Source organism: Pseudomonas sp. B10 (genome assembly GCF_900156235.1).
In the GTDB taxonomy this organism is placed as follows: domain Bacteria; phylum Pseudomonadota; class Gammaproteobacteria; order Pseudomonadales; family Pseudomonadaceae; genus Aquipseudomonas; species Aquipseudomonas siliginis.
Window position 1 is genome coordinate 1,486,894 of the sequence record NZ_LT707063.1, and the last position, 14,274, is coordinate 1,501,167.

Annotated in this window: 13 protein-coding genes; 3 read left to right on the top strand and 10 right to left on the bottom strand. The window is 58.8% G+C overall.

Translation table 11 applies throughout. The annotated features are described in order from the left end of the window. Positions 1-34: 34 nt before the first annotated feature. Both BXA01_RS06615 and galE read right to left on the bottom strand, forming a co-directional pair. The gene (locus BXA01_RS06615) at positions 35-271 is read right to left on the bottom strand and encodes a hypothetical protein (protein ID WP_016775457.1); all 237 of its coding nucleotides are present in this window, start codon (positions 269-271) and stop codon (positions 35-37) included. Positions 272-501: 230 nt separating this feature from the next. Then, the gene (gene galE / locus BXA01_RS06620) at positions 502-1,518 is read right to left on the bottom strand and encodes a UDP-glucose 4-epimerase GalE (protein WP_076563642.1); all 1,017 of its coding nucleotides are present in this window, start codon (positions 1,516-1,518) and stop codon (positions 502-504) included. A gap of 387 nt (positions 1,519-1,905) precedes the next feature. Here galE and galU point away from each other — a divergent pair, with 387 nt between their 5' ends. Further along, positions 1,906-2,739, top strand: a complete 834-nt coding sequence (gene galU, locus BXA01_RS06625; RefSeq protein ID WP_041477294.1) for a UTP--glucose-1-phosphate uridylyltransferase GalU — start codon at positions 1,906-1,908, stop codon at positions 2,737-2,739. A gap of 31 nt (positions 2,740-2,770) precedes the next feature. Continuing rightward, on the top strand, positions 2,771-3,184 hold the full coding sequence (locus tag BXA01_RS06630; RefSeq protein ID WP_016770593.1) for a mannose-1-phosphate guanylyltransferase: 414 nt from the start codon (positions 2,771-2,773) through the stop codon (positions 3,182-3,184). A 178-nt stretch (positions 3,185-3,362) separates the two neighbouring features. Here the strand turns inward: BXA01_RS06630 and BXA01_RS06635 are convergent, their stop codons facing one another. The 8 genes from BXA01_RS06635 to BXA01_RS06670 all read right to left on the bottom strand — a co-directional run bounded on the left by BXA01_RS06635 (position 3,363) and on the right by BXA01_RS06670 (position 12,938). After that, positions 3,363-4,493, bottom strand: coding sequence for an SGNH/GDSL hydrolase family protein (locus tag BXA01_RS06635; RefSeq protein ID WP_076563643.1), 1,131 nt, complete (start codon positions 4,491-4,493; stop codon positions 3,363-3,365). Between the two features lie 109 nt (positions 4,494-4,602). Continuing rightward, complete coding sequence (locus tag BXA01_RS06640; protein WP_076563644.1) at positions 4,603-5,649, bottom strand: acyltransferase family protein; 1,047 nt, start codon at positions 5,647-5,649, stop codon at positions 4,603-4,605. A gap of 12 nt (positions 5,650-5,661) precedes the next feature. After that, positions 5,662-6,765, bottom strand: coding sequence for a hypothetical protein (locus BXA01_RS06645; protein ID WP_056791467.1), 1,104 nt, complete (start codon positions 6,763-6,765; stop codon positions 5,662-5,664). Next, a complete protein-coding gene (locus tag BXA01_RS06650) occupies positions 6,756-7,988 on the bottom strand; it encodes an oligosaccharide flippase family protein (protein ID WP_076563645.1) in 1,233 nt (410 codons plus the stop codon). Before BXA01_RS06650 ends, BXA01_RS06645 begins: the two co-directional genes overlap by 10 nt. Beyond that, entirely contained in the window at positions 7,985-9,097 is a 1,113-nt protein-coding gene (locus tag BXA01_RS06655; RefSeq protein ID WP_041477306.1) for a polysaccharide pyruvyl transferase family protein, read from the bottom strand. The genes BXA01_RS06650 and BXA01_RS06655 overlap by 4 nt, the downstream gene beginning before the upstream one ends. A gap of 15 nt (positions 9,098-9,112) precedes the next feature. After that, positions 9,113-10,195 carry a glycosyltransferase gene (locus BXA01_RS06660; RefSeq protein ID WP_076563646.1) on the bottom strand — a complete coding sequence of 361 codons (1,083 nt, stop codon included), beginning with the start codon at positions 10,193-10,195 and terminating at the stop codon, positions 9,113-9,115. A gap of 40 nt (positions 10,196-10,235) precedes the next feature. Next, positions 10,236-12,458, bottom strand: a complete 2,223-nt coding sequence (locus tag BXA01_RS06665) for a polysaccharide biosynthesis tyrosine autokinase (RefSeq protein ID WP_076563647.1) — start codon at positions 12,456-12,458, stop codon at positions 10,236-10,238. 39 nt (positions 12,459-12,497) lie between these two features. Further along, entirely contained in the window at positions 12,498-12,938 is a 441-nt protein-coding gene (locus BXA01_RS06670; protein WP_041477312.1) for a low molecular weight protein-tyrosine-phosphatase, read from the bottom strand. 289 nt (positions 12,939-13,227) lie between these two features. Between BXA01_RS06670 and BXA01_RS06675 the strand changes: the two genes are divergently transcribed. Then, positions 13,228-14,184 (top strand): glycosyl hydrolase family 5, encoded by a 957-nt coding sequence (locus BXA01_RS06675; protein WP_076563648.1) that lies wholly within the window; start codon positions 13,228-13,230, stop codon positions 14,182-14,184. Positions 14,185-14,274 lie beyond the last annotated feature (90 nt).

Below are 14,274 nucleotides of genomic sequence, written 5' to 3' on the forward strand. Positions count from 1 at the left end.
GGGCGACTCTGTACTGCACTAACAAATGTTCCTGTTAGTTATGCGTGCCGGTTGTACCGGTGGTACCCGTCGTACCGGTGGTACCGCCGTTGGCACTGCCACCGCTGTTGGACGCCGCTACAGCACTGGCAACCATTGCAGTACTGGCCGCGGGCGCTTGCGAAGCCGCCACACTGCCACCTACATTGGTTACCGCTGTCAACGGCGCTTCAGCGGCGGCAGCCCAGTTGCTCAACATCGTCAACAGGGCAACTGCCATCACTTTTTTCATAACAACTCCTTTCTAACATTCGAACTGTTAAAAAACAGATCTGTGTCAGAGCTGGTAGCTTTCAAGTCCGCAAAGAGCGCGAACAAGATCCGTTGTTCTTTCACAGTCCTGTGCAACTGCTAAAGTCGAACGGCAGGTTTATATCTACGGACTTGCAAAAGGCATTGCCAGTGTAATTTCCCGACGTTATCTAACAACCTGACTGAAACTAACATCGGACTAAATGGCCATCATCGCGAATAACCGTTGGGATGATTCGACTGCCAGCGCCAAGTGTCGGCAACCATGTCCTGCAAGTTGCGCGTGGCTTTCCAGCCGAGTTCTTTCGCCGCTTTCGAAGCATCGGCAAAACTCTCGGCAATATCACCGGCGCGACGCGGCATCATCCGGTACGGCACCGGCCGCCCGCAGGCCTGTTCGAAGGCATGCAGCACTTGCAGCACGCTGTAGCCATCGCCGGTGCCGAGGTTCCAGGTGTGAATGCCGGTGCGCTCGCTGATCGACTGCAACGCTTTCAAATGCCCATCCGCCAGATCGACGACATGAATGTAATCGCGCACGCCGGTGCCATCGGCGGTCGGGTAATCGTTACCGAAGATCGACAGCTCGCGCAGGCTGCCGACCGCAACCTGGCTGATATACGGCACCAGATTGTTCGGGATGCCGTTGGGGTCTTCGCCCATGTGCCCGCTGGCGTGAGCGCCGATCGGATTGAAATAGCGCAGCAGCGCGATGCTCCAGCGCGGCTCGGCGAGGCTCAGGTCGCGCAGCACGTTCTCGACGATCAGCTTGGACTGGCCGTAGGGATTGGTCGGATTGCCCGTCGGAAAATCCTCGCGAATCGGCATCTCTTCGGGCTCGCCGTACACCGTTGCCGAGGAACTGAACACCAGCCGGAACACCCCCGCCGCTGCCATCGCCTGACACAGGGTGATGCTGCCGCCGACGTTGGTTTCGTAGTATTCGAGCGGTTTACGCACACTTTCGCCCACGGCTTTCAGCCCGGCGAAATGCAGCACGGCGTCGATCTGATGCTCGCGGAAAATACGATCCAGCAACGCGCGATCGCAGACGTCGCCGCGAATCATCCATGCACTTTTGCCGCAAATGGCTTCAACCGCGTGGAGTGCTGCATCGCTGCTGTTACAAAGATTATCCAGAACGACAACTTCATAACCTGCCTCAAGCAATGCAAGTGTGGTATGCGAGCCGATATAGCCGGCACCCCCCGTTACCAGAATCTTCATAGCGCGGTCCGTCATTGAATAAATACCCGGTAGCGTGTCAAGCCATGCCTGGTGGAGATGCGGAGCAATTCACACAAACAGGGCGACAACAACCTTAAACAAATTTAGTTCAACCACTGGCAATAATTATTTTTGCCGGTCAAACTGTTTGACGGGTACTTATTAGCACTCCCTGGACACTTATCACTATCGACAGATACCGACTAAAAATAACTAATAACCAAGTAGTCGACATCTCATAACATTAGCGCTTTTTAACAGCGCAACTAATTGCCAGCAACAACCTGACTCGGGTATTAAAGTAAGCCTTCAATAATCATTGAAACTTGCCGCCACTTTCTGGTGCGCAACCGTCGCCTGTGTTCCATGACTGTCCAGGATACTTTTATGATTCGTAAATGTTTGTTCCCCGCTGCCGGCTACGGCACGCGTTTCTTGCCGGCGACCAAAGCCATGCCGAAAGAGATGCTGCCGATCGTCAACAAGCCGTTGATCGAATACGCCGTTGAAGAAGCACGGGACGCCGGCCTGCAACACATGGCCATCGTCACCGGCCGGGGCAAGCGCGCGCTGGAAGACCACTTCGACATCAGCTACGAACTCGAGCACCAGATTCGTGGCACCGAGAAAGAGAAATTCCTCGCCGGCACCCGCGAGCTGATCGACACCTGCACCTTCTCCTACACCCGTCAGGTGGAAATGAAAGGCCTGGGCCACGCCATTCTCAGCGGTCGCCCATTGATCGGCGACGAGCCGTTTGCCGTGGTGCTGGCCGACGACCTGTGCCTGAACCTCGAAGGCGACGGCGTGCTGTCGCAGATGATCCAGCTGTACAGGAAATTTCGCTGCTCGATCGTCGCCATCCAGGAAGTCCCGGCCGACCAGACTCACAAGTACGGCGTGATTGCCGGTGAGCTGATTTCCGAGGGCATCTACCGGGTCAACAACATGGTGGAAAAACCGGCGCCGCAGGACGCGCCGTCGAACCTGGCGATCATCGGGCGCTACATCCTCACTCCGGACATCTTCGACCTGATCGCCGACACTGAACCGGGCAAGGGCGGCGAAATCCAGATCACCGACGCGCTGATGAAACAGGCGCAGAACGGCTGCGTGCTGGCCTACAAATTCAAAGGCCTGCGCTTCGACTGCGGCGATGCCGAGGGTTATCTGCAGGCGACCAACTTCTGCTACGACAACGTGTACCTCAAGGGCCGCTGAGACGGCTCCCCACCACCAGAGGCAGGCAACCATGAACATTGCACAACATTCGACAGAGATTGAACGTGAGGTGGGCAACCTCGGGGTGATGAGCTGGTTGTCGCGCCATCAACCGTTGCCCAGCGCCAACGAAACCTGGCTGGGCACGATTCTGCTGGTGGAGCGGATCGGTGTGTTTCCTGCGTCCGGCGATATTCGCCGGCCGCTGCGCGATCCCTATCCGCTGCTCGCGCACCTGAAAGCGTTGTATGGCGAACAGGCGCTGGAAATGGATGACCGCGATGGCCTGAAAGTGATCTTCAGCGACTGGCGCTTTCGCGTGCGCATCTGCTGCAACGACCCGGCGATCATCATTAACGTCGAGACGCGCTGTGATGCGCGGTTGATGCCGCGCAAGCTTGACGAACTGCTGGGGCTCATCGACGCCTTCAAGCACGACGCCTGATCACCCGGGCTTCACGCCAATCCATTGTGGGAGCGAGCCTGCTCGCGAAAGCGGCGGCACAGTCAGCATTGATCGTTCCCACGCTCCGCGTGGGAATGCATCCCGTGACGCTCTGCGTCACGCTGCGGAGGGACGCGGAGCGTCCCGGGCGGCGTTCCCACGCGGAGCGTGGGAACGATCATGGTGGCGAGTCGTCGCAACCGGTACTCGTACCAGTTATCCAGCCATAAAAATAATCGGCAATCACCTTCCCGCCCGTGGCCGGCAACGGATGAATCTTGTCCGGGCCGATCATCGCGCTGGCGTAGCGTTTGACGTCGGGGCCAAACGCGCATTGCAGGTTGGCAAAACCGAGCTGCTGTTCACGCGCCCACGGCTCGAGCACCTGCGCATAGGCCGACATCGGATAAGCGCTGGAGCGCGTGGTGTCCTGACGCATGATCAGGTTGATGCTCGCCGCTGGCTGAATCTCGCGCAGCATGCTCACCAGGCCCTGAACGTTTTGCAGGTACTGCGCAGGTTTGACGCCGAAGCCCTGATCGTTGCCGCCGAGCATGATCAGGTAAACGTCGGCCGGGATCTTCGACACCACCGCTTTCCATTGCGCCTGCCACTGTGGATCGGCGTGATAGAAATCCGCCGATGCCGCGCCGGAGGCCGCCAGTTTCGACACCCGAATGCCCTTCTCATCATTCGTCATCCAAAGGCCGAACAACGTGGGCGCGCCCTTCACCACTTCCAGTCTGAATGACCAGTCTGCGGCTGATGGAACGCCCGCTAGCGCGACTTCCTGAACGCCTGAGCCTGCGAGTTTCAACGGTTGCCAGGCTTGCGCGGGCGACCAGCGATAGCGCAACTCATCGGATTCGCCATTGCCCAAATACAACAGTTTCGCCTGAGTGACCGTGGTATCGATGCGCGGCGAAGTGCTGGCATCCACTTGCAACCAGGCGCCCGGCTTGCCGCCGATCGTGCGACTGTCCGGGCTGGCCTGGCCCAGCTCGGAAACCTTCCAGCCGCCGCCGAAGTATTTGTCGCTGCTGCGGGTGTATTTGAAATGCGTGCCGCCCAGCGCCGCGCCGTGGTTGAAACCGACGTAACCGGGGCCGGCGAAACCCACATCGGCGGCCACTCGCTGCACCAGTTTGTTCAGATAGAAATCCTGCCCGGCGGTGTAGCTGTCGCCGATCACCGAAACCGCCAGCACCGTGCCGGCCTTGCCCTCGCGCCACTGCGCAAAGCGCTGGCGGGCATCGTCTATCGTGATGGCCGAGGTGGCGACTGGTAGAGGGGCGTCTACTGGCATCATTGAATATTTCCTTTGTCCGGGATGGCCCCTTCGCGAGCAGGCTCGCTCCCACAAAAGACCTTGTGCAATTCACACAACCTCTGTGGGAGCGAGCCTGCTCGCGAAGCTTTCAGCTGTTCTGCGTCTGCACCACCGGAGCGACAATCACCGGTGCTTTCTTCTTCGCCGCACGTTCGCCAAGGAACAACACCGAGGTGAAATTGAACCGGCTGAACACCATCGCCAACAGCACCGGCCCGAGCAATCCACAACTCAGACCACCAAGCACCAGCAAGCTCTCATCCTTCACGCCGAGGCGCCCGAGGACAAACCGCGAGGTCGCTGCGAACAGCACATGGAAAAGGAAAATCGCATAGGAATATCCGCCGAGCCAGGTCAGCGCTTTCGAGCGCATGTCACTCGACAGCAACGCGATGCAAGACACACAACCCACGGCTAAACCAATCAGGCTGCGGCGATCAACAATGAGTTCGCGATCAATCGCCGCGACATATAACAGCGTCAGCGAGATCAGCACAAACAGCAGCGGCCCGATCACTTTGAAACGCTGCTTCAAAACATCGACATTTTCCTGCCCGATCATCCCTGCAACAAAAAACGGCAGCAGGTAAATCGCACCGTTGATACCGAACGCATCCAGCGGCAACGGCGGCAGCAGGAACAACACTGCCGCAAACGCAAACAAGCCATACAGCCGCGTTGCTGAACGCAGCAGGCCGCGCCATTCCAGCAAGCCGACGAAGATGAAAATGCTGAACACCGCCTGCAGAAACCAGAAATGGTTGATCGGTACCCAGAACGACAACAACGCGTCGATCACGCCGACGTCCTTGTTCACCCCCGGCCCCACCGCTTGCAGCACCGAGAACGGCACGCCGACGCAGAACAGCGGCACGATCAGCCGCCGCACCTTGCCGACGAAGAAGGCGGAAAAGTCATTGCCGCGAATCTTGTAGATCGAATAGATGTAGCCGGAGATGAACGTGAACAGCGGCATGCGCACGTACACCATCGAGTCGGCGATGACCCGGAACGGCGAGCCGATGTCGATCTTCAAGCCGCCTCCCAGCGGGCCGATGACGTGATAGAGCACCAGCAGCAGGCACGCCAGGCCGCGTAGGGTTTCGATCTCCAGGGATTTTTTCTTGCTCGACATAGAGCACCTGCCTTAAGTGAGAATTCTTGATTCGACCTGCACCGGTTTGTTCGCGCGCAGCATCAAGCCCAGGCCGACGAACAACACCGGCACGACCATGGAGAAGTGGCGGGCAAAGGAGCCGAAGTCCGGCTCGAACAAGCCTTGCACCAACAGAAACGCCAGCGGAATCGCGATCAGTTCCTTGGGTTTGGTCTGGATCGGCGCGCCCTTGTAGTCGGTCGAAGTGATGACCTTGAACAGCAGCAGCGCGGTCATGATCATCAGCGCAACGAAGATCACCTGCCCCGGCCCGGACAGCAGAATCAGCTCAACCGGGAACGACAGGCGGAAGAAAATGATCATCGAATCCAGTGCCTGGGAGACGAAGTCACTGCCGCTGAGCCACGACACGATGAGCGACTTCGAGCCCTCCTCGCCCGCCGTGCGCAGCTCGTTGTTGCTCGCGCGGATCGATGACACCGGAAAGCCCAGCGCCAGCTGAATGGCCATGGCCACCGCCAGATAAAACAGGAACAGCATCAGAAAGAAGGTGAAGCGCGAAACGTATTTTTTCATCACGCAGACGCCGACCCACGATAGCGAAAACAGAATCCAGTACGGCCGGATCAGCACGCCGTAAATCACCGCTGAAAGAAAAAACCCGCCGCGATATTTGCGCGTCAATGCGCTGAGCAGAATGCTCAACACCGCCACCGACACGATGATTTCCTTGGTCAGGTTCTCGAGGAAAAACGAACGCACGATGCCCCACAGGCACAGGGTGCCGAAGATGGTCAACGGCATGCGCCGAAACACCACCACCGGAATCGCAGTGAGGAAGAAATTGCAGAACATGCCGTAGGCCCAGGCGTTGGTCAGGTTGATCCCGGTAGGCCGCAGCAGGAACGCCGAACACTCGTAGGACGAGCGATCCGGCGAGAACGGGTTCCAGAAATTGCAGTTGTCGGCACGCGCATATGACGACCACAACGTCATCGCATCCGGACCCGGATCACGCGGCACCAGCAACGGCATCGCCACTGACAGAAACAGCCCGGTGAACAGAATCAGAAAGGAAATCGACGAATCGAATGTGCGCCCGCGAAACTCGATGCGCGGCAGTTTCAGGCCCATGACAGCGCAGCCTTCTTTGCGCCGGTGACACGGGTCAACGCTGCAATCACACCAAGTTGCACGACGATGGCGAAAACATTGCCCCACGCCGCGCCGTAGATCGAGTAATGCTTGATCAGCACATAGCTGACCGGCACCGAAATCAGCAGGCAGAGCGCCGCGCTGGCCAGCGACACCCGGCTGTTTTTCGAAGCAATCAAACCGCCCCAGACGATGTCGCCAATCGCCCGCAACGCGAAGGAAAAGATCAGCACCGCGAGGATCGCGTTATCGGGACGCGGCACGCTGCTGGCGACGTAATCGAGCAGCACATTGAAAAACACATAGATCGCCACGGCCACAACGGCGGAGACCACTAGCGAGCGCATCACCCATTTGTTGACGAACAGTTGCCTGACCGTGAACGCCTGTTGATCGGCCTGGAAACGCTTGGCCAACACCGGAATGCCGACCACTGCCACCACCGCATACGACAACGCCTGCAAAGTGTTCGCCGCCGACCACGCGTACACATATTTACCGAGGCTGGCGTAGGGCTCCAGGTCGATGATCAGAAAGCGCTCGGCGTACTGACTCAGGGCGATCAGACCGGTGCCGAGATAGAACGGCAACCCGGCCTTCCACACCGTCGCGGTATCCAGCACCGTCGCCTCGCGGCCCTTGTGCACGTTCACCACGATCAAATAACCGGCGATGATCACCAGCACGTTGGCGGCGACCCACAGCCACAACACACTGGCGATGCCCGCGACCCAGCCGAGCACCATGCCGCCCACCGCCAACACCGCCCACAGGCCAGTCTTGATGAAGAACAGCAAGGCGCCGGCGGTGGCTTTCTGCGCAGAAAACACGAAGGAATTGATTTCGAACGACAGGTGCTCAGTGAGCAACACCAGCGTCACGCACAGGATCAGCGTGGCGGTCGCTTCCACCGACTGGAACAGCGAATAGATCAGCACGGTCAGCACCGACAACAACAGCCCCACCGCCAGATACAGCAGCAGAACCTTGTCGACCACCCGCCGCGAACTGCCGCCGACGCTGATCAGCCGGTTGATTTCGGAACTGAAGCCGACGCTGTAGAACTTCGACGCGATCAGCGAAGCCGCGACCACCACACCGTAAAAACCCAGCGCCTCGTAACCGAGGTAATGGGTGATGGCCAACACCAGCAAGAACTTCGCGCCCAAGGCTCCGCCGCGAAGCAACAGCCGAAATATCATCGAACGACACCCTTGATGATTTCGTCCATGGCCACGGTTTTCGCCTCGATCTCACGGCAAGTGTCAGTCAGGCGCTTGCCGAAATCCGCCAAGGCATTGGGCGCGTAAACGGTGTTGATGATGGTGTCGACGTCGATGTCGCCGCCATTGATCACCCAGTCCTCGACGCCCATGTCCTGATAGGCGCCAAAGCCTTTGCGCTCGTAGCTGATGTGATACGCCGGCACGCCGGAGAGCAGCGATTCGATGGCGCCGTGCAGACGCACCGAGATCACCAGGTCGGGTTGGTATTTGGCGATGGTTGCCTTCAGCGACAGCAGGTCTTCGTTGATGCCCAGCTCGCGGTAGAACGCGCCGTCATCGTTGCCACGCACCGCGCTCTGTACCGCGCAGACCACTTTGCTTTTGTTCTTCAGACGCTGCAGCAGCAGTTTCAGATTGGCCACGTAAGCGACCTTCTTCTCTTTGCTCCACTCCGGCGGCTTGCGCAACACCACGCAGACGGTCGCCGGCGAGGCGGCGCAGCGGGTGAATTTCGGTTGCTGAAGAATCTTGCTCGCCAGCGACTGCACGGCCAGATCCGGCGCGCGGTAGACGTTTTCGCAAGCGTCAAAAATCGCCGAGGAACGGTTGTCACGCACGAACACCGCATCGGCGCTGGCGTAGTGTTCAACGATCTTGCTGCTCTCGCCGTGGAACGGACCGATGCTCTGCGGCAGGTACACCGACGGCACTTTGCTGAGAATCGCGGTTTCCAGTTGCTTGGCATGGCCGAGCTTCAGCTTGATGTGCTCGAAGGCGCTTTTCGAACGCATGTAGCCGCCGCCGACACCGACGATCAGATCGGTCTTCTTCAGCAGATCAGCGAGCCCGGCGTAGGACTGATTGAGAAACACCGCTTGCTTGACCCGCCCCAGACCCTTGGCCGCCATCACCGGCGCATCGAAACGCGGGTGCGGCAGATAGTTGAACGACTCAGGGTCGGACGCCACGACACTGATCGCGGTGTCGTCACCGAAGTTACGCTGCACCAGAGCAATGGCCAGATCGACGAGCAGACCGTCACCGGAGTTGGACGCACTGTAGCCATGCAAAATCGTTACGTTCATAAGCTTGAGTTCTACTTAATAAGTGGGAGCGTGATACAGGTCGTAGGTCTGGCGGATCATCAACGCGGCGCTGAAACGTTCGCGGACAATGCTCCGGCCTTCGTTGCCGAGGTCGAGCAGGCGCGGCTTCTGGATGATCGTCAAAACGTCGGCCAGCGCCTGGTGATCGCCGGAGGGGAAGACGTAACCGGACACTTCGTTGGTGACCAGTTCCGGCAGTGAAGTGCAGTTGCTGGCAATCACCGGCAGCCCCATGGCCATGCCTTCCAGCGGCACCATGGCAAAGCCTTCCCAGCGACTCGGCACGATCAGCGCATCGGCTTTCTGATACAGCGCCTGCACTTCACTCGGCGTCACCCACGGCAGGTACTCGACCGAATCCATCGGCGGGCACTCGACAGAGTCTTCGTTGACTGCACTGCCAACCACCGTCAGTTTGAGGTCGTTGCGATTGACCTTGGCGTAGGCCTTGAGCAGCACGTCGAAGCCTTTCTGGTAATCCAGACGCCCGACGAACAGCAGATGAATCGGCTCGGCGCCAACGGTTTTCGGCGCGTCATCCTTGTGATGAATGCCGTTGTAGATCAGCTTCATGCGCTTGCGCTCGATGCCGAAACGCGCGGCTTTATCCAGCTCGTACTGGCTGACGCAGATGATCACGTCAGTGACTTTTTGCAGCACGCGCTCGATCCACGCATAGACCTTCTGCTTGGTCGGCGAGCTTTCCATCAGGAACGAAAACGCGTGCGGGCAGTAGACGATTTTCGGCTTGCGCCATGGTCGCAACAGCACGCACACAACACGGCCGATAACTCCGGAAAAGGTGCTGTGCAAATGCACAACGTCGGGCTTTTCCTTGAGCAGCACCTGGCTCAGGCGCCAGGCGAAACGCAGCAGCGATGGCACGTTGCGACCGCTGCGCGGGAAGGTGCGCACTTGTTGCGGGGCGATGCCATGCAGCTCCTTGGCCTGATCCTCGGGTACCAGATAGACCAGTTGATAATTCGCTGCGTCGTCTTCGGGGGATGCCGAGATCGTGCGGATCACCGTCGCCACGCCACCTTTGATCGTCTCTGCCACGTGCAGTATTTTTTTCACAACTCACCCACTTCAAACAGGAAAGAACAATCGGCAACCATCAGGATTTGTCGGACGCGTATTCGTAGTTGTAATAGCCAGTGCCGCCGTAATAGCTGGCCGCGCGCTTCTCGACGCCGTTGAACACCGCGCCTTTCAACTCGATGCCGTTCTGGGCGAAGCGGCGAATGGTCAGTTCGATCTCTTTGGCCGGGTTCACCCCGAAGCGGGTGACGATCAGGCTGATGCCAGCCTCGCGACCGACGATGGCGGCATCGGTCACTGCCAACAGCGGCGGCGTGTCGATGATCACCAGGTCGTAGCGCTCGCTGAGTTCTGCCAGCAGCTCGCGAAAGTTGGCGTGCATCAGCAGCTCGGAAGGATTGGGCGGCACTTGCCCCCGGCTGATGAAATGCAGGTTGTCGACTTCGACCTTGTTGATCGCCTGTTCAAGGGTGCAGCGCTTGACCAGCAGGTCGGACAGACCGTTGCTGATCGGGGTGTTGAGGGTTTTGTGCAGGTGCCCTTTGCGCATGTCGGCATCGATCAGCACCACGCGCTGGCCGCTCAGGGCCATGACCGCCGCGAGGTTGGACGAGACGAAGGTCTTGCCGACCTGCGGGCTCGGCCCGGAAATCATGATGCGGTTGTTGGTCGAATCGAGCCCGGCAAAGTGCAGGCAGGTGCGCAGGCTGCGGATCGATTCGATCGACAGATCAGTCGGGTTGCGCAGCGCCAGCAGGTACGCCGGCTTGTCGACGCCATCGCGGGCGCGGCCCTTTTTGTTGTCCTCTTCTTCCTGCAAGGCGCTGTAGGGAATCGACGCGTAAACCGGCAGGCCCAACTGCTCGATGCCCTCCGGACCTTCCAGGCCTCGGCTGAGGGATTTGCGCAGCAGCACCAGCGCCACGCCGACAAACGCGCCGAGCAATGTCGCGATCAGCACGATCAGTGGTTTCTTCGGTTTGATCGGATTGGTCAGGTCGACATCGGCAGTGTCGATCAAGCGCACGTTGCCGACGGCCCCGGCGCGGACGATGTCGAGCTCTTGGGATTTGTTCAGCAACTGCGTGTAGATCTGCGAAGCCACCTCGACGTCGCGGGTCAGGTTGAGCAATTCCTGCTGGGTGGCCGGCAAGTCCTGAACCTTGCCTTCGAGGGATTTCTGCTGCTGGGTCAATTCGCCGATCTGCGTCATCAAGGCGCGATACGCCGGGTGCTGTTTGGTGAACTTGCGATCGAGTTCGGCCTGCTGCATTTTCAGCTCGGAAATGCGCGTTTCCAGCGCCACCGACTGGCCCAGCACCGACTGGGTTTCCAGCGAGATGTTCACGGTCTTGCCGTGGGTCTGGTAGGCATTCAAGGCGTCGCTGGCCTTGGCCAGATCACGCTTGACCTGGGGCAACTGGCTTTGCAGGAAGGCCAGGCTCTGCGCGGCTTCCGCCGAGGTGCGGCGTACGTTCTGTTCGACGTAGAGCGAGGCGATCTTGTTGAGGATCTTCACCGCTTCGGCCGCGTCCGAGCTGGCCAGCGCCAGACGAATGATCCCCGACTCCTTGCCTTGTTCGGAGATATCCAGCGCGTCCTGATAGCCCTGAATGGTCACGATCCGAGGATTGCGCACCACCTGAAAATGCGTGCCGGGATTGGCCGACAAGTGCGCGATCTGCCCTTCTACGCCGTCGTTGGCAAACGCTTCGCCGGCCACGCCTTCGGCGAGCAGATTGTCGTTTTCATCGAACAGTTGAAAACGCTGCTGCTCGCCGGCGATCAGGGTGAGTTTCTTGCCGAGCAGGTCTTTCGGCAATTGCAGCCGGTTGAACTCCAGACGCTCGCCACCCCAGGCGTAACTGTTCAAACCGAAACGCGGCGGCGCGACGCTGGTCTCGCTGTCTCCGCGATAACGCCGCGAAAGAAAGCCGCCGATCAACGGGAACGTGTTGGGGGTGACGTCGATATCCAGGCGCAGGTCGTCAACGGTTTTGCCGATCACCGCGCGGGATTTGATGATGCCGATTTCGGTCACCGACGGCGATTGCCCGCCGAGCATGCTGTTGAGGTCGGAGAAACCGAGCATGTCGTTCTTTTTCGGTTCGACCTGCACCAGCGCGTTCGCCAGGTACACGGGCGTCGCCAGAACCGCATAGGCGACGCCGGTGACCATGAAGGCACCGGTCAGCGCGCCGATCAGCCACTTCTGGTCAATCAGGCTGCCGAAGATGCCGAGCAGATCAATACTGTCTTGATCATTGTCGCGGGTGCCGATTACGGACGGTAACTGCATAAGTCTGTTCTTACCATTTACTGTTCTGAAGAAGATTCATCAATGCCCGAGACGCTTTGCCCATGAACTAACAGCATCTTCAATCAATGCGTGGGCATGAATAAACGCGGCTTTGCCTTGACGATACGGATCATGTATTTCGCGCTCGCTCTGCCACTTGCCGAGCAGAAACACTTTGCCTCGGGCGTGCGAGGCAATCTTCAGCACTTGATTGACGTGGGTCTTTTCCATGACCAGGATCAGGTCCGAGTCATTGACGATGTCCGAGGTCAGTTGCCGCGCCTTGAAGGCCTCGGCGCAATGCCCGTGCTCTTCGAGAACCTGCCGCGCCGAGGCCTCCACGCCCTCGCCCACGCGGGCGGACAGGCCGGCAGAGGACACGGTGATGGCGGACTGGCCCAGCGCGTTGCGCAGCAGCAGTTCAGCCGTCGGACTTCGGCATATATTGCCCACGCAGACAACGAGGATCTTTTTGAACAAGTCTTGCTTTCCTGTGTAATATCAAACAGCCAACATGCCGTGAAAGTTAATGAACCCTCTCGACTTTCCTGCACTCAGAAATAGCTTCGCCCTGTTAGTACAGGAACATTAAGTACCACAGCGTTTTAAGCCGCCCCAACCACAATTAGCGGACTAAAAATAACTGTGATTTTCAGTTGCTGTTTTCCTGACAAAAAATAACATTCGCGCACTTAGTGCCATCACCGTTATCGGAAATTGAGTAACGGGACAAATATTCGTAGTTGTCATTCTCTTCAGGAGAGCAGACATGAAAACAGCACAGCGCAATAAACTCGCCGCCCTCGCCCTGATGGCGCTGGGTGCCGCCAGCCAGGTTCACACCAGTGAGCTGTTCCCCAACCTTCCAGCAAAAACCATCGGCGTGCAGGTGAAAATCCAGAGCTTCACCGCCGCCGATGCCGCGCAAATCAAGGCCGCAGGCTTCAGCTTTGTGCGCTTCGGCGTGTGGAGCGACAGCCTCACCGCCAAGACGTATCAGAAACAGGTCAGTGACGCCTTCGCCGCCGCCGCTTCCGCCGGCCTGCCGGTGCTGCTGACGGTGCGCGCGATCAAGGCATTGCCGGCCACGTCGCCGGAGGAGCTGAACGCCGCCGGCGGTAAGTTCGCCAACACCGTGACCGGGCTGGAAAAAACCTGGAGTTCGCAATTGGTAGCGATCGAAATATGGAACGAACCGGACCTGGAAACCTATTGGCCGACGCGCAATTTCGATACCACCTTCGTGCCGTTCATGGCCGGCATGTGCAAGGCCTTCGAGGGTCAGCCGCAATCGACACCGCGGGTCGGCTTCGGCTTCGCCCGGCCGCCAAGCGCCGGCTCGGCGTCGACGGTGGCGATGAAAAGTATCGTCAGCGATTACCCCAAATGCTTGAACGCCGTGTCCTATCATCCTTATGGCATGACCGCCACGCAGATCAGCAACGCACAGACCTTCATCCAGCAGAACTTCAATCTGCCGGGGGTCATCAGTGAATGGGGGGTTTCGGCCCTCGCCTCCAACGGTGGTCCTGAGGGGCAAGCGACCAAGATCAACGCGTTTATTACCGACGTTAAACGCCTCAATATTCCGCTGACCTCTATCTATGAATGGCGGAACAGTGATTCGGGCAGCAACGATCGCGAGAAGAACTTCGGCTTTCTCACCTCTGACGGCCAGCCAAAACCGGCGCGCTTGTCGGTAGAAGGTCTGTTGAACGCTGAGTAGGCATTGGGCAACCGGTCTGTTCACAGGTCGGTTGCTTTGAACCTGTGGGCTGTTTTGGCATCGTATTCAGCGACACCGCGCCCCACCTTT

Coding starts and splice junctions, on each gene's coding strand:
- BXA01_RS06615 (WP_016775457.1), bottom strand. CDS start 271: ATGAAAAAAGTGATGGCAGTTGCCCTGTTGACGATGTTGAGCAACTGG.
- galE (WP_076563642.1), bottom strand. CDS start 1,518: ATGAAGATTCTGGTAACGGGGGGTGCCGGCTATATCGGCTCGCATACC.
- galU (WP_041477294.1), top strand. CDS start 1,906: ATGATTCGTAAATGTTTGTTCCCCGCTGCCGGCTACGGCACGCGTTTC.
- BXA01_RS06630 (WP_016770593.1), top strand. CDS start 2,771: ATGAACATTGCACAACATTCGACAGAGATTGAACGTGAGGTGGGCAAC.
- BXA01_RS06635 (WP_076563643.1), bottom strand. CDS start 4,493: ATGATGCCAGTAGACGCCCCTCTACCAGTCGCCACCTCGGCCATCACG.
- BXA01_RS06640 (WP_076563644.1), bottom strand. CDS start 5,649: ATGTCGAGCAAGAAAAAATCCCTGGAGATCGAAACCCTACGCGGCCTG.
- BXA01_RS06645 (WP_056791467.1), bottom strand. CDS start 6,765: ATGGGCCTGAAACTGCCGCGCATCGAGTTTCGCGGGCGCACATTCGAT.
- BXA01_RS06650 (WP_076563645.1), bottom strand. CDS start 7,988: ATGATATTTCGGCTGTTGCTTCGCGGCGGAGCCTTGGGCGCGAAGTTC.
- BXA01_RS06655 (WP_041477306.1), bottom strand. CDS start 9,097: ATGAACGTAACGATTTTGCATGGCTACAGTGCGTCCAACTCCGGTGAC.
- BXA01_RS06665 (WP_076563647.1), bottom strand. CDS start 12,458: ATGCAGTTACCGTCCGTAATCGGCACCCGCGACAATGATCAAGACAGT.
- BXA01_RS06675 (WP_076563648.1), top strand. CDS start 13,228: ATGAAAACAGCACAGCGCAATAAACTCGCCGCCCTCGCCCTGATGGCG.